This is a genomic window from Nocardia blacklockiae, from assembly GCF_015477355.1.
GTDB classification, from domain to species: domain Bacteria; phylum Actinomycetota; class Actinomycetes; order Mycobacteriales; family Mycobacteriaceae; genus Nocardia; species Nocardia blacklockiae.
Genome location: NZ_JADLRJ010000004.1, coordinates 478,004 through 492,777 on the forward strand (window position 1 = coordinate 478,004; position 14,774 = coordinate 492,777).

The 14,774-nt window shown below is 70.2% G+C and carries 19 protein-coding genes; 10 read left to right on the top strand and 9 right to left on the bottom strand.

Features of this window, described 5'->3' with window-relative positions; translation table 11 throughout:
* Nucleotides 1-67: 67 nt before the first annotated feature.
* Nucleotides 68-841, top strand: coding sequence for an acyl-[acyl-carrier-protein] thioesterase (locus IU476_RS15030; protein WP_195100545.1), 774 nt, complete (start codon nucleotides 68-70; stop codon nucleotides 839-841).
* A 62-nt stretch (nucleotides 842-903) separates the two neighbouring features.
* On the opposite strand, the gene IU476_RS15035 is transcribed toward IU476_RS15030, so the two are convergent.
* Entirely contained in the window at nucleotides 904-2,571 is a 1,668-nt protein-coding gene (locus tag IU476_RS15035) for an FAD-dependent oxidoreductase (RefSeq protein WP_195100546.1), read from the bottom strand.
* Between the two features lie 192 nt (nucleotides 2,572-2,763).
* Between IU476_RS15035 and IU476_RS15040 the strand changes: the two genes are divergently transcribed.
* Complete coding sequence (locus IU476_RS15040) at nucleotides 2,764-3,255, top strand: SixA phosphatase family protein (protein WP_195100548.1); 492 nt, start codon at nucleotides 2,764-2,766, stop codon at nucleotides 3,253-3,255.
* Between the two features lie 46 nt (nucleotides 3,256-3,301).
* On the opposite strand, the gene IU476_RS15045 is transcribed toward IU476_RS15040, so the two are convergent.
* The gene (locus IU476_RS15045) at nucleotides 3,302-3,502 is read right to left on the bottom strand and encodes a hypothetical protein (protein WP_195100551.1); all 201 of its coding nucleotides are present in this window, start codon (nucleotides 3,500-3,502) and stop codon (nucleotides 3,302-3,304) included.
* A 58-nt stretch (nucleotides 3,503-3,560) separates the two neighbouring features.
* Between IU476_RS15045 and IU476_RS15050 the strand changes: the two genes are divergently transcribed.
* Nucleotides 3,561-3,929: a VOC family protein gene (locus tag IU476_RS15050; RefSeq protein WP_195100554.1), complete on the top strand. Its 369-nt coding sequence runs from the start codon at nucleotides 3,561-3,563 to the stop codon at nucleotides 3,927-3,929.
* A 62-nt stretch (nucleotides 3,930-3,991) separates the two neighbouring features.
* On the top strand, nucleotides 3,992-4,459 hold the full coding sequence (locus tag IU476_RS15055; RefSeq protein WP_195100556.1) for a MerR family transcriptional regulator: 468 nt from the start codon (nucleotides 3,992-3,994) through the stop codon (nucleotides 4,457-4,459).
* On the opposite strand, the gene IU476_RS15060 is transcribed toward IU476_RS15055, so the two are convergent.
* Nucleotides 4,447-5,205: a dioxygenase family protein gene (locus IU476_RS15060; protein WP_195100999.1), complete on the bottom strand. Its 759-nt coding sequence runs from the start codon at nucleotides 5,203-5,205 to the stop codon at nucleotides 4,447-4,449. The genes IU476_RS15055 and IU476_RS15060 overlap by 13 nt on opposite strands.
* Nucleotides 5,206-5,267: 62 nt before the next feature.
* Nucleotides 5,268-5,891, bottom strand: coding sequence for a GTP cyclohydrolase II (locus IU476_RS15065; RefSeq protein ID WP_195100558.1), 624 nt, complete (start codon nucleotides 5,889-5,891; stop codon nucleotides 5,268-5,270).
* An 84-nt stretch (nucleotides 5,892-5,975) separates the two neighbouring features.
* On the opposite strand from IU476_RS15065, the gene IU476_RS15070 reads away from it, so the two are divergent.
* From IU476_RS15070 to IU476_RS15080, 3 genes are all read left to right on the top strand, one after another.
* Nucleotides 5,976-6,437, top strand: coding sequence for a MarR family winged helix-turn-helix transcriptional regulator (locus tag IU476_RS15070; RefSeq protein ID WP_195100560.1), 462 nt, complete (start codon nucleotides 5,976-5,978; stop codon nucleotides 6,435-6,437).
* Between the two features lie 273 nt (nucleotides 6,438-6,710).
* On the top strand, nucleotides 6,711-7,022 hold the full coding sequence (locus IU476_RS15075) for a GNAT family N-acetyltransferase (protein ID WP_195100562.1): 312 nt from the start codon (nucleotides 6,711-6,713) through the stop codon (nucleotides 7,020-7,022).
* Nucleotides 7,019-8,026 carry a pirin family protein gene (locus tag IU476_RS15080; RefSeq protein ID WP_195100563.1) on the top strand — a complete coding sequence of 336 codons (1,008 nt, stop codon included), beginning with the start codon at nucleotides 7,019-7,021 and terminating at the stop codon, nucleotides 8,024-8,026. Before IU476_RS15075 ends, IU476_RS15080 begins: the two co-directional genes overlap by 4 nt.
* Nucleotides 8,027-8,034: 8 nt before the next feature.
* Here IU476_RS15080 and IU476_RS15085 read toward each other — a convergent pair whose 3' ends face one another.
* A complete protein-coding gene (locus IU476_RS15085; RefSeq protein ID WP_195100564.1) occupies nucleotides 8,035-8,931 on the bottom strand; it encodes a helix-turn-helix transcriptional regulator in 897 nt (298 codons plus the stop codon).
* A gap of 100 nt (nucleotides 8,932-9,031) precedes the next feature.
* Here IU476_RS15085 and IU476_RS15090 point away from each other — a divergent pair, with 100 nt between their 5' ends.
* Both IU476_RS15090 and IU476_RS15095 read left to right on the top strand, forming a co-directional pair.
* Nucleotides 9,032-10,039: an aldo/keto reductase gene (locus IU476_RS15090; RefSeq protein ID WP_195100565.1), complete on the top strand. Its 1,008-nt coding sequence runs from the start codon at nucleotides 9,032-9,034 to the stop codon at nucleotides 10,037-10,039.
* A gap of 106 nt (nucleotides 10,040-10,145) precedes the next feature.
* A complete protein-coding gene (locus IU476_RS15095) occupies nucleotides 10,146-10,799 on the top strand; it encodes a DUF8020 domain-containing protein (RefSeq protein WP_195100566.1) in 654 nt (217 codons plus the stop codon).
* Here IU476_RS15095 and IU476_RS15100 read toward each other — a convergent pair.
* The 3 genes from IU476_RS15100 to IU476_RS15110 all read right to left on the bottom strand — a co-directional run bounded on the left by IU476_RS15100 (nucleotide 10,771) and on the right by IU476_RS15110 (nucleotide 13,088).
* Nucleotides 10,771-11,238: a PaaI family thioesterase gene (locus IU476_RS15100; RefSeq protein ID WP_195100567.1), complete on the bottom strand. Its 468-nt coding sequence runs from the start codon at nucleotides 11,236-11,238 to the stop codon at nucleotides 10,771-10,773. The two genes, IU476_RS15095 and IU476_RS15100, sit on opposite strands and share 29 nt — an antisense overlap.
* A gap of 167 nt (nucleotides 11,239-11,405) precedes the next feature.
* On the bottom strand, nucleotides 11,406-12,467 hold the full coding sequence (locus IU476_RS15105; RefSeq protein WP_195100568.1) for a glycerophosphodiester phosphodiesterase family protein: 1,062 nt from the start codon (nucleotides 12,465-12,467) through the stop codon (nucleotides 11,406-11,408).
* A gap of 90 nt (nucleotides 12,468-12,557) precedes the next feature.
* On the bottom strand, nucleotides 12,558-13,088 hold the full coding sequence (locus tag IU476_RS15110) for a CGNR zinc finger domain-containing protein (protein ID WP_195100569.1): 531 nt from the start codon (nucleotides 13,086-13,088) through the stop codon (nucleotides 12,558-12,560).
* 39 nt (nucleotides 13,089-13,127) lie between these two features.
* Between IU476_RS15110 and IU476_RS15115 the strand changes: the two genes are divergently transcribed.
* Nucleotides 13,128-14,060, top strand: a complete 933-nt coding sequence (locus IU476_RS15115; protein ID WP_195100570.1) for an EamA family transporter — start codon at nucleotides 13,128-13,130, stop codon at nucleotides 14,058-14,060.
* 79 nt (nucleotides 14,061-14,139) lie between these two features.
* Here the strand turns inward: IU476_RS15115 and IU476_RS15120 are convergent, their stop codons facing one another.
* Nucleotides 14,140-14,679, bottom strand: a complete 540-nt coding sequence (locus tag IU476_RS15120; RefSeq protein WP_195100571.1) for a Uma2 family endonuclease — start codon at nucleotides 14,677-14,679, stop codon at nucleotides 14,140-14,142.
* Between the last annotated feature and the right edge of the window lie 95 nt (nucleotides 14,680-14,774).

The window sequence follows — 14,774 nt, forward strand, 5'->3', positions numbered from 1 at the left end:
CCCCGTAAAGTCATGCACAGAAAGCACGCACGAGAACGCGGCACACCGTGCAGCGCGAGGAGCACCAGTGTCACTCGATCAGCCACTCGCCCCGCTTCCCCAGGAGGGCTTGGGCTTCGCCTCGGCGTGGCCCGTCCGGGCTGGCGATGTGGATCCGTACAACCGGTTGCGGCTGGATGCCGTGGCCCGCTATCTACAGGACATCGCCTGGGAAGATCTGCAGTCGAGCTGCTTCCACCGCACCGACCCGAGCTGGATCGTGCGCCGCACGGTCATCGATGTGGTGCGGCCGATCCTCTGGCCGGACCGGGTCGCGCTGCTGCGGTGGTGCTCGGCGATGTCGACCCGCTGGACGAATATGCGGGTGCGGATCACCAGCGACAACGGCGGTCTGATCGAGACCGAGGGCTTCTGGATCAATATCAACGAGTCGACCAACATGCCGACCCGGATCAGTGACCAGGGCCTGGCGCACCTGTCTCGGACCACCGACGAGCACCGCCTGCGCTGGCGGCCCTGGCTGACCGACGCCACCCCGGCGGAATCGGACACCGATCTGCCGTTCCCGGTGCGCGCCACCGATATCGACCAGTTCAACCACGTCAACAACGCCGTGTACTGGCAGGCGGTGGAGCACTTCCTGATCGATTACCCGAAGCTGGTGGCCGGGCCGCACCGCGCGGTCATCGAATACATGGCCCCGGTGCTGTCGCGCCAGCACATCAGCGTGCGCAGCCGCTACGAGCCCGGCGACCGCACCGGGCAGCCGGTGCTGCGCCTGTGGTTCGTGGTCGGCGGCACCACCACCACGGCCGTCCGCATCGGGCCGCTGACCGCCTGAGGCCTCCGGCACGAGAAAGCCTCGGCCGCGCGAGTTCCCGGGCGGCCGAGGCTTTTTCGGGTCTACCCGCGCGCGGCCTTGAGCAGGTCCTCGCGGGTGGTGAACTTGATGCGCGGCCGGCCGCCGGACTTGCCGGCGGTCTTCTCCGCGGCGTCGATGGCCTTCCAGCCCTCGCGGTCCACCAGGTCGGGCTGACGCTGGGTGAGCAGGGCCTTCAGCGCCGAGCGGTCGCCCTGCGGCGCGGTCAGCTTGCCCGAGGTGAAGTCGTCGATCAGGTGCTCGACGGTCTCCTGGGCGTCGACCCGGTTGGAGCCGATGACCCCGCGCGGCCCGCGCTTGATCCAGCCGGAGACGTAGACGCCGGGCACGTGCGCGCCGTCGGCGACAACCCGGCCGTGCTCGTTCGGCACGACGCCGGTGGCCTCGTCGAACGGCAGATCGGGCACCGGCTCGCCGCGGTAGCCGATGGACCGCAGCACCAGCGAGGCCGACACCGACTCGGTGCGGTCGGTGGCGCGCGCGGACACCCGGCCGTCCTCGGCGACCAGTTCGTTGTGCACGAAGTCGACGCCCTCGACGTGGTCGCCGCCCGTGACGGCGGTCGGCGAGGTGAGGTAGCGGAACACGATGCGCTTGTGCGCCGGGTTCGGCGTCTTCGCCGCGTACTCCTGCGCCAGTTCGTATTTCAGTTTCAGCGACGGCTCGACGTCGGGATCGTCGAGCAGCGCCCGGCTCGCCGGGTCCAGTTCCAGCTCGGCCGGATCGATGATCACATCGATCCCCTTCAGGTAACCCAGGGCCAGGAACTCCGGCGAGGTGTAGGCGGCCTGCAGCGGCCCGCGCCGGCCCAGCACCACGACCTCGCGAATGTTGCTGCCGCGCAGGGCGTCCAGGGCGTGGTCGGCGATGTCGGTCTTGGCCAGCTCCTCCGGATCCAGGGTCAGCACGCGGGCCACGTCCAGGGCGACGTTGCCGTTGCCGACGATGACCGCGCGCTCGCCCGACAGGTCGAAGGTGCGGTCCGCGTAGTCGGGATGGCCGTTGTACCAGGCCACGAACTCGGTGGCGGAGTGGCTGCCGGGCAGGTCCTCACCCGGCACGTTCAGCTGCCGGTCGCTGGAGGCGCCGACGGCGTAGATCACGGCGTGGTGGTGCGCCAGCAGCTCCTCGTGCGAAACATGCTTACCCACCTCGACATTCAGGTGGTACTGCAGCGTGTCGCGGCGGAAGGCGCTCTCGAACATGCCCGACACCGTCTTGGTGCCCGGGTGGTCCGGCGCCACGCCGGCGCGCACCAGGCCCCAGGGGGTGGGCAGCCGGTCGAACATCTCCACCTCGACGTCGGCGCGCCGCAGCAGCTCGTCGGCCGCGTAGCAGGCGGCCGGGCCGGCGCCGACGATCGCCACCCGCAGCGTGCCCAGCTCCTTGGGCGGGCGGGCCGGGGTCACCAGCGGATCGAAATTCGACTCCAGTGGGTGCCGCTGGAAGTAGCTCGCGTTGATATCGCGGAAACGCGCCAGGGAAGCCGACAGATCGTCCTCGGAGAAGATGGCCTCCACCGGGCAGGCGTCCACGCACGCACCGCAGTCGATGCAGGTGTCCGGGTCGATGTAGAGCTGCTCGGTCGTCGCGAATTCGCGTTGCTCCGGAGTGGGACGAATGCAATCGACCGGGCACTCGGGTACGCAGCTGGCGTCGTTGCAACAACGCTGCGTGATCACATAGGCCATATCTCGCAGATCCTCGAAACATCCATGGTCAGTACTCCGCCCGGGGGTTGGACGGGGCATGCGTCACACGCGTGCGGCCGGGAGCCGCGTGTGTGACACCACCATCAGTGTGCCTCGAGAGTGAGCTGTATCTCCGCGCAGGAGGGTGTCGTGCGACACACCGGTACCCGGGTTGCGCCTTACGGTATGGCTATGGTGCGGACCCTGATCCTGATGCGGCACGGCAAATCCAGCTATCCGCCCGGCGTCGCCGACCACGAGCGGCCGCTGGCGCCGCGCGGCCGGCGCGAGGCCGCGCTGGCCGGTGAGTGGCTGCGCGACACCCAGCCCCCGATCGATGCCGTGCTGTGCTCGGACTCGGTCCGCACCCGGGAAACTTCGGCGGCCACCGGCCTCACCGCTCCGGTCGAATACGAGCCGTCCATCTACGACGCCGCGCCGGACACGCTGCTCGAACTCATCCGGCTCGCCGACGACGACGTGCGGACGCTGCTGCTGATCGGGCACGCGCCCGGAATCCCCTATGCCGCTTGGGAACTGGCGGCCGATCGGAACTCCCCGCAAGCGGTGGAACTCGGCCGCAAGTTCCCCACCTCGGCGCTGGCCGTGCTGGAGTTCGACCGGCCGTGGGCGCGGGTGGATCCGGGGACCGGGGAGCTGACGCGCTTCCACGTGCCACGCTGAGAAAGGTCGGCGGGGCAGCGTGCGGCTCGGTGCCGCGGGCTATGGCTCAGTGCAGGAGTTTGCCGCGCACCACCACGACGGCGCCGAGCAGCACGAGCACCAGCAGCGCGACGAACCAGTTGGTGAGCGCCCAGACGACGCCCAGCACGATGAGCACCGGCACCGCCGCGATCGCGGCGATCACCGGATTCTCCTTGACCGTCTCTAGGGCCGAGCGCGCCCTGATCCGATCGATCTCTTTGGCCATGGACCCAGGGTAGGCCGATTCGCCCGTTTCTGTCGGTGCTCGGTGGGACCCTCTGTGCATGGATTGGAAAATCGAACTCGTCGCCATTCCCGTCACGGATGTGGACCGGGCCAAGGAGTTCTACACACGCATCGGCTTCCACGCCGATCACGACGAAAGCCCCACCGAGGACATCCGTTTCGTGCAGCTCACGCCGCCGGGGTCCGGGTGTTCGATCTGCGTCGGCCGCGGCATCACCCAGGCCGCCCCGGGCAGTGTCGAGGGCATGCAGATGGTCGTGGACAGCGCCGAGCGGGCCTACGAGCAATTGGTCGCGGCGGGCGTGCCGGCCACGCCGGTGAAGGACGAGGGCTGGGGCCTGTTCACCTACTTCGCCGACCCCGACGGCAACAAGTGGGCGGTACAGGAGCTGCCGGCGCGCGGCTGACCCTTGCTTGGAGTGCACTCCAGGTCGGTAACGTCTTCGGTGGGACAACAGGAGGCGAACCGATGGGTGTGCCCGTACAGGACATCGACGACACCGAATACGAGCGGCCGCGCTACTCGATCGGCGAGGCCGCCGAGCGATCGGGGCTGAGCCGGGACACGCTGCGCTGGTACGAGCGCATCGGGTTGATGGATTACGTCGGCCGCGATTCCGGCGGCAAGCGCCGGTTCAGCGACCGCGATCTGAACTGGCTGCATCTGATCAGCTGCCTGCGGCTGACGGGCATGTCGGTGGCCGACATGCTGCACTACGCCGAGTTGGTGCGGGCCGGGGACGTCACCACGCCCCAGCGCCTGCAGATGTTCCGCGACACCCGCGACGGCGTGCTGGCCCGCATCGACGAGCTGAATCAGACGCTGGCGGTACTCGATCGCAAGATCACCCTGTACGAGGGCCGGGTCGCCGCCATGCACGGCGCGGCGGAGCCGGTGCTGCGCACGCCCGAGCCGGCCGGCGCTCAGCCCAGCTGAATCGACCGCTTCGCCAGGCCGTACCAGAATCCGTCGATCACCGTGCGGCGCGCGTCGAGGTCCGCCTCGCCCGCGCCGAGCGTCACGAACAGCGGCGCGAAATGTTCGATGCGCGGGTGCGCCACCCGCGCGGCGGGCGCGGTGTGCCGGAAGTTCAGCAGGCTGTCGACGTCACCAGCGGCCAGCGTCTCGCGGCCCCACTCGTCGAATTCGCGCGACCAGCCCGGGGCCTCGTCCGCCGCTGCGCCGGGCGTCATCTCGCGCAGATTGTGCGTGAAGAAGCCGCTGCCGAGGATCAGCACGCCCTCGTCGCGCAGCGGGGCGAGCGCGCGGCCGAGGGCGTAGAGGCCGGCCGGGTCCAGCGTCGGCATGGACAGTTGCAGCACCGGGATGTCGGCGTCCGGGTACATCTCGACGAGCGGCACGTAGGCCCCGTGATCCAGTCCCCGGTCCGGGGCCTCGTGCACCGAGCCGCCCAGCAGCGCGCGCACCCGCGCCGCCAGTTCCGGCGCGCCGGGCGCGGGGTAGCGCACCGAGTAGTAGTGCTCCGGAAAGCCCCAGAAGTCGTAGACCAGCGGCACCGTGGCCGTGGCGCCGAGCGTGACCGGCGCGTCCTCCCAGTGCGCCGACACCACGAGAACGGCGGTGGGCCTGGGCAATTCGGCCGACCACGCGGCGAGTTGCCCCGGCCACAGCGGGTCGTCGGCCAGCGGCGGGGCGCCGTGGCTGACGTAGAGGGCGGGCATCCGGCCCGCGGGTTCGCGAATTCCGTTCGCCGCCATGGTCTCTCCTCGGTCGATGCCGATCGTCAGCCGATCAGCCGGATGGTGTGCCCGGTGTGGTCCGCCTTCGCGCGCAGGTACCGGACGTTGTCGGGGGTCGCGTGCACGCCGGTCGGCACCGTCTCCCGGACCCGGACGCCGAGCGTCCGCAGCTGGCGCGCCTTCTCGGGATTGTTGGTGAGCAGGTCGATCTCGGCGATGCCGAGCCCGGCCAGCATCTGCGCCGCGGCGGTGTAGTCGCGGCCGTCCTCGGGCAGCCCGAGCGCGGTGTTGGCCTGGTAGGTGTCCAGGCCCGCGTCCTGCAGGGCGTAGGCGTCGAGCTTGTTGTACAGCCCGATGTCGCGGCCCTCCTGGCGCAGGTACAGCAGCACCCCGCCGACGGCGTCGATCCGCTCGACCGCCTCACGCAGCTGCGCCCCGCAGTCGCACCGCGCCGACCCGAACACGTCCCCGGTCAGGCATTCCGAATGCAACCGGACCAGCGGCGGCCGGCCGACCGGCGGTTCGCCGAGGACCAGGGCCAGATGCTCGCGCCCGTCGTCGAGTCCGGCGAAGGTCACCGCCTCGGCACCGGTCGAGTAGCCGTCGCCGAAGGTGAGCGGGATGCGGACGCGGGTGCGGACGCTGCCGCCGAGGTGTGTGCCGTTCATGGCTGCTCCGAGGTACCGGGGACGTTTCGTTCAAATTTGAACGGACAGCGCCCGGACGTTATTCCGCGGCAGTAACCTCGGAGCATGAGCGATCCGCGCTGGCTCGACGAGCTGGAGCAGCGGGCCTGGCTGGCGTTCCGGACCGCGGTCGGCTCGCTCGACCGCCGGCTGGATCAGCAGCTCGAGCGCGATGCCGGGCTGTCCCACGTGCAGTACGAGATCCTGGTCCGGCTCGCCGAGGCGCCCGACCGCGAGCTGCGGATGCGCGAACTCGCCACGGCCCTGCTGGATTCCAAGAGCAAACTCACCTATCAGATCGATCGGCTGGAGCGGGCCGGTCTGGTTCGCCGGCGGCAGTGCCCGTCCGATATGCGCGCGGTCTACGCCGTGCTGACCGAGGCCGGGCAGCGCGCGCTCGAACAGGCCGCGCCAGGCCACGTCGCCGCCGTCCGCGCGCTGTTCCTCGACGCCCTGACCCCCGAACAGCTGGCCGCGCTCGCCGCGGGACTGGGCGAGGTGAACCGGCGGCTGGCAGCCGAGGACTGACCGCGCGCGGGGCGTGCAAGGCCCGGTTACGATGCCTGCGAAATGCAATCCCCGACTCCGATGCCGGTATCCGGATCGATAAGCCGACCCGCGCCGAACTCCCCACCGCGCTGCCCGACGAGCGGATGATGGAGCGTGAGTATGCTTTTGCGCGGCCATACCTGTCGGCCGACCAGGTGTCGGCGGTCGTCCGGGCGACGACGACGGGCGCAGTCGATCGCGTATCGATCACGAGCAGGCATCCGGTGCGGGCGCGGAAGGAGACATGAGGCAATGACCGAGCAGGCTGTGACCACGGCCGTCGTCCGCAACGAGGAACAGCATCGCTACGAGGTGTGGTACGGGGACAAGCTGGCCGGATTCACCGAATTCCGGGAGCGCGACGAGGACACCGTGTTCATCCACACCGAGGTCGACAGCGAGTTCGGCGGCAAGGGCCTGGGCGGCACGCTGGCGCGCAAGGCGATCGAGGACGTGGTGGCCCGCGGCCGCGCCGTCGTGCCGCGCTGCCCGTTCATCAAGAGCTGGCTGGACAAGCACCCGGAATTCGACGAGCACGTGGTGGGCAAGGGCATTCAGCGGTGAGCGACCTGGAGGCCCGGCCCGGCGAGGCGCTGTGCGAGGCCGCACCGGCGCCCGGGCCGCGCACCGACTTCCACCCGGCGCGCGTGGTGCCGCTGGGTGGTGTCCGGGGCGTCACCGTCGAGCGGGTGCTGCCGCAGCGCGACCTGCCGACCGTCGGTGCCTGGTGCTTCCTCGACCACTTCGGTTCACCCGCGGCGAGCGCCGAACTGCCGCCGGACATCGACCCGCATCCGCACATCGGATTGCAAACGGTCACTTGGCCGTTCGACGGCGAGATCCGGCACCGCGACAGCGTCGGCTCGGACGTGCGGATCGAGCCGGGCCAGCTGAACCTGATGACCTCCGGCCGCGGGATCGCCCACTCCGAGTACACGGTGCCGGGCGCGCCCGCGGGGCACGGCCTGCAGTTCTGGATCGCCCTGCCCGGCTCGCACACCGGGATCGAGCCGCACTTCGAACAGCATCGCGACCTGCCGGTGCTGGCACTGCCCGGACTGCGGGCCACGGTGCTGATCGGTTCGCTGAGCGCCACCGGGCCGGACGGCCCGCGCGGCGTCACCTCCCCGGCGATCGCCTACACCCCGATCGTCGGCGCGGACCTGCGCCTGGATCCCGGGGCCGAGATCGAGCTGACGCTGACGCCCGAGTTCGAGCACGCGCTGCTCGTGATCGACGGCGAGCTGACCGCGGCCGGGACCGCCGTACGCCCCGGCCCGCTGCTGTATCTGGGCAGCGACCGCGCCGCGTTGTCCCTCGCCACCGAGCGCGGCGCGCACGCCGTGCTGATCGGCGGGGAGCCGTTCGGCGAGGACCTGGTGATGTGGTGGAACTTCGTCGGCCGCAGCCACGAGGAGATCGTGGCGGCCCGAAACGATTGGGAGAACCGCGATCTCGGCCGGTTCCCCGGCATCGCCGGGCACCCGCCGGAGCAGCGCATCCCCGCACCGCCGCTACCGAACCTGCGACTACAGCCGCGCAAGCGCCGCCTCGCGCGGGACTCTTGATCCGCGGCTCAAGGCAGCTCGAAACCCGCACTGCCCGAGTCGGTTCGCGAGTCCGTCGGCTCGGCCGCCACCGCCATCGACTGAGTTCCGATGACGCGCAACAGATCCAGCTTCTCCTGCGCGTCGGTGCCCGGGCGCGGATAGAGCACCAGCAGGGACTGCGAGGCGTTCGGGGTGACCAGCGTTTCGCACACCAGGTCCAGCAGCCCGACCTGCGGATGGATGATGCGCTTGGCGTCTCCGACCCGCACCGCCACCTCGTGCCGGCTCCACAATCGCTCGAACTCGGGGCTGGCGGCGCGCAACCGGGTCACCAGTTCCACCACGTCGGCGTCGCCGGAGCGGCGGGCCGCGGTCGCCCGCAGATCGGCGACGTGGTTGCGGGTCAGGCGATCCCAGTCCGCGGCGGGGAACTTGGCGCGCTCCTCCGGATGGGTGAACCAGCGCCACAGCAGGTAGCGGTCCATGCCGGTGTGGCGCGTGGCGACGCCGCCCAGATAGACGTGCATGCGGTTCTGCACCAGCACCTCGGCGAGATCGGACACCACGCAGGCGGGGGTGTCGTCGAGTTTGTTCAGCAGGTACAGCAGTCCGGGCGAGACGTGGCCGTCGACGCGGCCGCGGTCGGGCGCCGCGTGGCCGCAGAGGTGGAACAGGTGGTCGCGTTCGTCGTCGGTCAGCCGCAGGGCGCGGGCGAGCGAACTCAGCACCTGCACCGACGGGCGCGGGCCGCGGGACTGCTCGAGCCGGGTGTAGTAGTCGGTCGACATGCCCGCGAGCAGGGCCACCTCGTCCCGGCGCAGGCCCGGGGTGCGCCGGCGCAGGCCGGGCAGCAGGCCCACGTCCGCCGGTTGCAGCCGTTCGCGGCGGCGGCGCAGGAAATCGGCGAGATCATCGCGGTCCATGGCTCCACTGTCCTCCCCCGCCGCGCCCGCAACCAGGGATCGCCGATCCCCCGATAAGTGATCTCTGCCGAAGCCGGGCGGCGGGCCGCAGGATTCCGGTATGACCAACATCGACACAGTGCGACTCGGGGCCACGGGGCCAGTCACCGGCCGTATCGGCCTCGGCGCGATGGGCATGTCCGCGGGCGCGTACGGCGCGGTCGACGAGGCGGACGCCCGCGCGACCATCCACGCCGCCCTCGACTCGGGCGCCCGGCTCATCGACACCGGCGACTTCTACGGCATGGGCCACAACGAGGCGCTGATCGGCCGCGTGCTCGCCGACCGGCCCCGCGAGGACTACCTGCTCAGCGTCAAGTTCGGGGCGCTGCGCGGCCCGGACGGCGGCTTCCTCGGCATCGACACCCGGCCCGCCGCGATCCGCACCTTCCTCACCTATTCGCTGCAGCGGCTCGGCGTGGAGTACGTCGACATCTACCGCCCCGCGCGGCTGGACCCGAACGTCCCGATCGAGGACACCGTCGGGACGATCGCGGAGCTGATCGAGGAAGGGTACGTGCGCCACATCGGGCTGTCCGAGGTCGGCGCCGACACGCTGCGCCGCGCGGCCGCCGTGCACCCGATCTCGGATCTCCAGATCGAGTACGCGCTGATCTCCCGCGGCATCGAACCGGTGATCCTGCCCACCGCCCGCGAGCTGGGCATCGGGATCACCGCCTACGGCGTGCTGTCGCGCGGCCTGCTCAGCGACTCGCTGCGGGGCGGAAAGCCCTTGGCGGCCGACGACTTCCGCGCGCACAGCCCGCGGTTCCAGGGCGAGAACCTCACCGCGAACCTGGAGCTCGTGGAGGCGCTGGCGAAGATCGCCGAGCAGCGCGGGGTGAAGGTGGCGCAGCTCGCCATCGCCTGGGTGCTCTCGCGTGGCAGCGACATCGTCCCGATCATCGGGGCGCGCCGGGCCGATCGGTGGGCGGAAGCCGTTGGCGCGCTGGATATCCGGCTATCCGACGCCGAGCTGGCGGAACTCGAGGCGGCGGCGCCGGCGGACCGGGTGGCCGGGGATCGGTACGCACCGGCGCAGATGGCGATGCTGGACAGCGAACGCTGACCGATAACCCATTTGCGCCGCGCCGCAACCCTTCAGATCGCGCGGCCGGGCCGGTAGTTTCATCCGGGATCCGGGCCGCCGGCCCGCCGCGCGAGAGAAGTCATGGATGAGGATCACGAAATCCGTTGCGACCGCCCTGCTGTGCCTGACGGCGGTCACGGCCACCGCCGCTACCGCCGCCGCCGATCCCGAGCGGCCGGAACGCCCGCCGTTCGAGGCGCAGGGCACCGATCACGGGGTCGACTATCGGGTGGGGCTGACCGAGGACAAGCGCGCGGCGGTGAGCACCTTGCAGGCGGGCCGCTTCCTCGCCACCTGGGACGCGGAATCCGTTGCGGTGACCGATGATTCGGGCCGATACGTCACCAGCGTGCCGCTGCGCTACGACATCGCCGGCCACCGGCTCGACCTCGCCCCGCTGATCGAGGACGGCGGCCGCCGCCTCACCCTGACGCCGGTCGGCCAGGCGCCGAATCCGGTGCGCGACATCGACGCTCAGCAGCGGCTGTTCGACGTGGTGCAGGCGCACGCGCCGGCCGTGGCGTCGGGCGCGGCGATCGGCGCGGTCATCGGCTTCTTCGTCGGCTTCCCGGCCGGGCTGTTCATGTTCGACATCATCACCGTGCCGATCTTCACCGTGCTGGGCGCGCTGGTGGGCGGCGCGGCCGGGTTGTACTCGGCCGGTGGCCAGTCCGCCGTCGACGAGGCCCGCCAGGCCGTAGACCACATGGTCACCGGCGGGGCCGGATCACCGCGGTAAAGGTCGCCGCGGCAACGGATTTGCCGGTGTTGTCGGTGATGTCCACCGGCACCGCCAGTTCGATCGGGGTGCGTGCCTCGATGTCGGCGCGGGTGCGGGCGACCGTCTCGGCCGGCAGTTCCGACGTCGCCCGGATCGGGCCGGCCGTGCCCTTGGCGCGCGCCAGGTACTCGATGCGTCCGTCGCGGGCGACGATGAACGCCTCGCCCATCAGATCCACGATCCCGGAGATCGAGGCGCCCATCGCCGCCGTCTCGGCGAGCCCGAACAGGATCGCCGCGTGCACGTCACCGTTGTGGTTCAGGTGCTCCGGCTGCGGCGCCATCTCCACGACATTGCGCCCGACCTGGTAATCCACGCCGTCGATCCCGGCGTACTGGAGGAAGCCGAGCTTCTTGAAGCCCGCCATCACCAGTTCGCCCATTGCCGCGCTGTCCATCGCCACTCCGTCCGAGTTGAAACACGTTCTAATTTTCATACCCGGGCGACCCCCGTCCTGTCCATCCGCCGAGTCCGGCGGTCCGCTCGTCGCCGGGTCCGCAGTCTTCGGCGCGCTGCGCCGCACGGCCGCGGGCGGCTACGCGCGGCTACGGGCTGCTACGACGGCTACGGGCGTGGATAGGCCGTCGGCAGGGCGTAACCGCGGTCGGACAGCACCGTGCGCAGGACGTCGGGGCGGTTGGTGATGAGGCCGTCGACGCCGAGGTCGAGCAGGGCGGACATGGTGGGCGGATCGTCGACCGTCCACGGGACGACGCGCAGGCCGTCGCGGTGTGCGGCACGCACGAGGGCAGCGGTGGTGAAAGGCCGGTAGCCGGGGTCGGTGACGGCACCGTCCTGCGGGTCGCCGTGCACCGGCGAGATCGCTTGCGCACCTATTGATTTCGCCGCCGCGACGAGACGTTCCTGCGGGGTGCCCGAGTAGTCGTCGATATCGATGCCGCCCAGCCAGGGCGACGGTCCCGGCTCCCCGATGCGCAGGTTCTCCTGGCCGCTGGTCAGCGCGACGAGCGGCAGCTCCGGCGCCACCTCGCGCATCCGAATCAGCGAGCCCCAGTCGAAACTCTGGATGGTGACCTGGTTTTCGATCCCGGCGCGATGGATCTCGTCGGCGACCACCCGGACGAACTGTTCGCGCGGCGCGGTCTGCTCCGGGGCGGGCGCCTCCACCTTGGTCTCGATGTTCAGCAGCACACCGTCGGCCCGGTAGCGGCGCACCAGGTCGAAAACCTCGGAGAGCAAAGGCATTCGGGCGCCGGGCGCGGTCCGCTGCTCGGGGTGACCGGGCAATTGCCTACTGCCGCAGTCGATCGTGCGCACCTGGGCCAGCGTCAGGTCGCGGATGTAGGTCTTCGGCGGCACGTAGGGGAATTTCGGATCGCCCAGGAAGGCGGGGACGGTGTCCACGCATTTGTCGGGGCTGGGGTCGCGGTCGTGCGTCACCACCGCGAAGCCGTCCGCGGTGATCTGCACATCCAATTCCAAGGTGCTGACGCCCAGTTCGAGCGCGTTCGCGAAGGCGGGCAGCGTGTTCTCCACCGTCAGGCCGAGGCCACCGCGATGCGCCTGCAGGTCGAACGGCCGCGGTTCGTCCGCCGCGGCGAGCCCGACGGCCGCCACCGTCCCCGCCGCGAGCACCACCGCGCACAGAATCCCGATTCGTCGCATGCCCTCATCGTGCTCGACCCCACCCGACTCCGCGATGACAACCGCCTGAACTCCCCGCGAACACCCGCCCGGGCACGGCGGCCGGGCGGCCTACTTCTTCCGGGCCCGGTAGGCGGCGACGGCGTTGCGGTTGCCGCACGCGGTGCTGCAGTAGCGGCGGGAGCGGTTGCGGGACGTGTCGAAAACGATTCCGGCGCAGCCTTTGTCGGCGCAGAGCGACAGGCGGCTCAGCTCGTCGGCCCGGATCAGATCGATCATGGCCATGGCGGTTTCCACCGCGATGCGGACCGGGAGCGGGGCATCGGGGGCGACGGCGTGGATGTGGTAGTCGACGTCGCCGTGCCGGACCAGCTGCGGCAGCGCGTGATGCTCTGCCAGGATCTCGTTGACCAGGCCGACCGCCGTCTCGCGGTCGCTGGTCAGCAGCCGCCGCAGTGGCGCGCGGAGGTCGCGCACCGCCGCGAGTTCACCGGCGTCGCGGGCGTGCGCGCCGGTGTAGGCGTGCCGCGCGAAGAACGCGTCCAGCTCGGCGATCTCGGTCAGGGTGTCGGGCGGTTCCGCCGAGTTCACCAGTTCCACCGCCGCGATCATCGACGCCACGGTGTCATGAGCGAAATCCATGTTGACAGATTACCAATGCGCTCTTTAGCGTCATTGGTCATGGCGACGTTGACTCATGACAGGCCCGTCGGCGCCCGGATGGGGATCGGGTTCGCCCTGGCGGCGGTGTCCGCCACGTCGTTCGGGTTGTCCGGCTCGCTGGCCCGCGGCCTGATGGACGCGGGGTGGAGCGCCGCGACGGTGGTGGCGGTGCGGGTGCTGCTGGCCGCCGCGGTCCTCGCGCCGATCGCGGCGTACCAGCTGCGCGGCAGGTGGAATCTGCTGCGGCACAACGCTTCCCTGATCCTCGGCTACGGCTTGTTCGCGGTGGCCGGGACCCAGCTCGGCTACTTCAACGCCGTCGCGCACATGCAGGTGGGGGTGGCGCTGTTGATCGAGTACACCGCGCCGATCGCCGTCATCGCCTGGTTGTGGCTGCGCTACCAGCAGCGCCCCGGCGCGCTCACGCTCTGCGGCGGAGCGCTCGGCCTGGCGGGCCTGTTCCTGGTGCTCGACCTGCGCGCCGGACTGTCGACCAGCTGGACCGGCATCGCGTGGGCGCTGTTCGCCATGGTCGGCGCGGCCGGCTACTTCATCCTGTCGGCCCACGGCGACGGCACGCTGCCCGGCACCGTCCTCGCCACGGCAGGCCTTCTCATCGGCGGCCTCGGCCTGCTCGCCGCCGGCGCCGCGGGCATCCTCCCGATGTCCGCCACCACGACCTCGGTCACCTTCCGCGCCCTGACCACCCCCTGGTGGCTCCCCGTCCTCACCCTCGGCGTGGTAACCGCCGCCCTCGCCTACGTCACCGGAATAGCCGCCACCCGCCTCCTCGGCTCCCGCCTCGCCTCCTTCGCAGCCCTCACCGAAGTCCTCACCGCCCTCCTCTTCGCCTGGCTCCTCCTAGCCGAATCCCCCCACCCCCTCCAATACCTAGGCGCCACCCTCATCCTCACCGGCCTCCTCACCGTCCACCACGGCGAACCCAACTGAACTCAGTTTCGCCGAAACTGAGTGCAAGGCTCCGACGTACATTCGGTTCCCTGCTGCCTCGAGCAGCGACAGCGACGAATCACCAAGTGACTTCGGGCAACTCGATGTCGATCGGAAACGGTCGGTCGACGCGTAGCTGTTTGCGGAAGACACCGCTCGGGGCGTAGCAGCCGCCTTCGGGGAGCAGTTCGAAGGTGTAGACGACCATTTCGTCGTCCTCGTTCTCGACCCGCCAGAAATGCTTGATGCCGGCCTCGGCATACTGCATCGGCCGCAATTTGCGGTCTTTGGTCTTGGTGCGCGGCGAAACGACCTCGACGACCAGATGAATGTCTTCAGCGTCGAAAAGCAGGCTGTCGGCCTGTACGGCGTCTCGCGAGACGGCCAGGACGTCGGGTTCCGGCACACTGCTGCCCAGATTGACACCCTTCTCTGTCGCGATGACGAGTGAGCGGGGCGCCACAGCGCGCAGCGCGAACTTGAGTATGTCGATGACCTCGGCACACCAAATCGTGGCCGGAGCCATCATCACGACTTCACCGTCGAGCAGTTCGAAGCGGGCATCGACAACTTCGATCAGGCGAGGCAGATCCTCGGCGGTGAATCCACCAGCAGGCATGAGGGCAGGCTACTCGGAGGATACGCACTCTCGTAGGTGTTGTCCGACTGCCACAGACTCACAATCGAGCGCCGACTCGTCAGCCGTACGACCCC

Excerpts from the sequence above, each read along its gene's own strand:
- IU476_RS15055 (WP_195100556.1), top strand. The coding sequence starts at position 3,992 with ATGGGTGTGCCCGTACAGGACATCGACGACACCGAATACGAGCGGCCG.
- IU476_RS15065 (WP_195100558.1), bottom strand. The coding sequence starts at position 5,891 with ATGAACGGCACACACCTCGGCGGCAGCGTCCGCACCCGCGTCCGCATC.
- IU476_RS15085 (WP_195100564.1), bottom strand. The coding sequence starts at position 8,931 with ATGGACCGCGATGATCTCGCCGATTTCCTGCGCCGCCGCCGCGAACGG.
- IU476_RS15090 (WP_195100565.1), top strand. The coding sequence starts at position 9,032 with ATGACCAACATCGACACAGTGCGACTCGGGGCCACGGGGCCAGTCACC.
- IU476_RS15035 (WP_195100546.1), bottom strand. The coding sequence starts at position 2,571 with ATGGCCTATGTGATCACGCAGCGTTGTTGCAACGACGCCAGCTGCGTA.
- IU476_RS15050 (WP_195100554.1), top strand. The coding sequence starts at position 3,561 with ATGGATTGGAAAATCGAACTCGTCGCCATTCCCGTCACGGATGTGGAC.
- IU476_RS15120 (WP_195100571.1), bottom strand. The coding sequence starts at position 14,679 with ATGCCTGCTGGTGGATTCACCGCCGAGGATCTGCCTCGCCTGATCGAA.
- IU476_RS15105 (WP_195100568.1), bottom strand. The coding sequence starts at position 12,467 with ATGCGACGAATCGGGATTCTGTGCGCGGTGGTGCTCGCGGCGGGGACG.
- IU476_RS15070 (WP_195100560.1), top strand. The coding sequence starts at position 5,976 with ATGAGCGATCCGCGCTGGCTCGACGAGCTGGAGCAGCGGGCCTGGCTG.
- IU476_RS15095 (WP_195100566.1), top strand. The coding sequence starts at position 10,146 with ATGAGGATCACGAAATCCGTTGCGACCGCCCTGCTGTGCCTGACGGCG.
- IU476_RS15075 (WP_195100562.1), top strand. The coding sequence starts at position 6,711 with ATGACCGAGCAGGCTGTGACCACGGCCGTCGTCCGCAACGAGGAACAG.
- IU476_RS15060 (WP_195100999.1), bottom strand. The coding sequence starts at position 5,205 with ATGCCCGCCCTCTACGTCAGCCACGGCGCCCCGCCGCTGGCCGACGAC.
- IU476_RS15040 (WP_195100548.1), top strand. The coding sequence starts at position 2,764 with ATGGTGCGGACCCTGATCCTGATGCGGCACGGCAAATCCAGCTATCCG.
- IU476_RS15100 (WP_195100567.1), bottom strand. The coding sequence starts at position 11,238 with ATGGACAGCGCGGCAATGGGCGAACTGGTGATGGCGGGCTTCAAGAAG.
- IU476_RS15110 (WP_195100569.1), bottom strand. The coding sequence starts at position 13,088 with ATGGATTTCGCTCATGACACCGTGGCGTCGATGATCGCGGCGGTGGAA.
- IU476_RS15045 (WP_195100551.1), bottom strand. The coding sequence starts at position 3,502 with ATGGCCAAAGAGATCGATCGGATCAGGGCGCGCTCGGCCCTAGAGACG.
- IU476_RS15115 (WP_195100570.1), top strand. The coding sequence starts at position 13,128 with ATGGCGACGTTGACTCATGACAGGCCCGTCGGCGCCCGGATGGGGATC.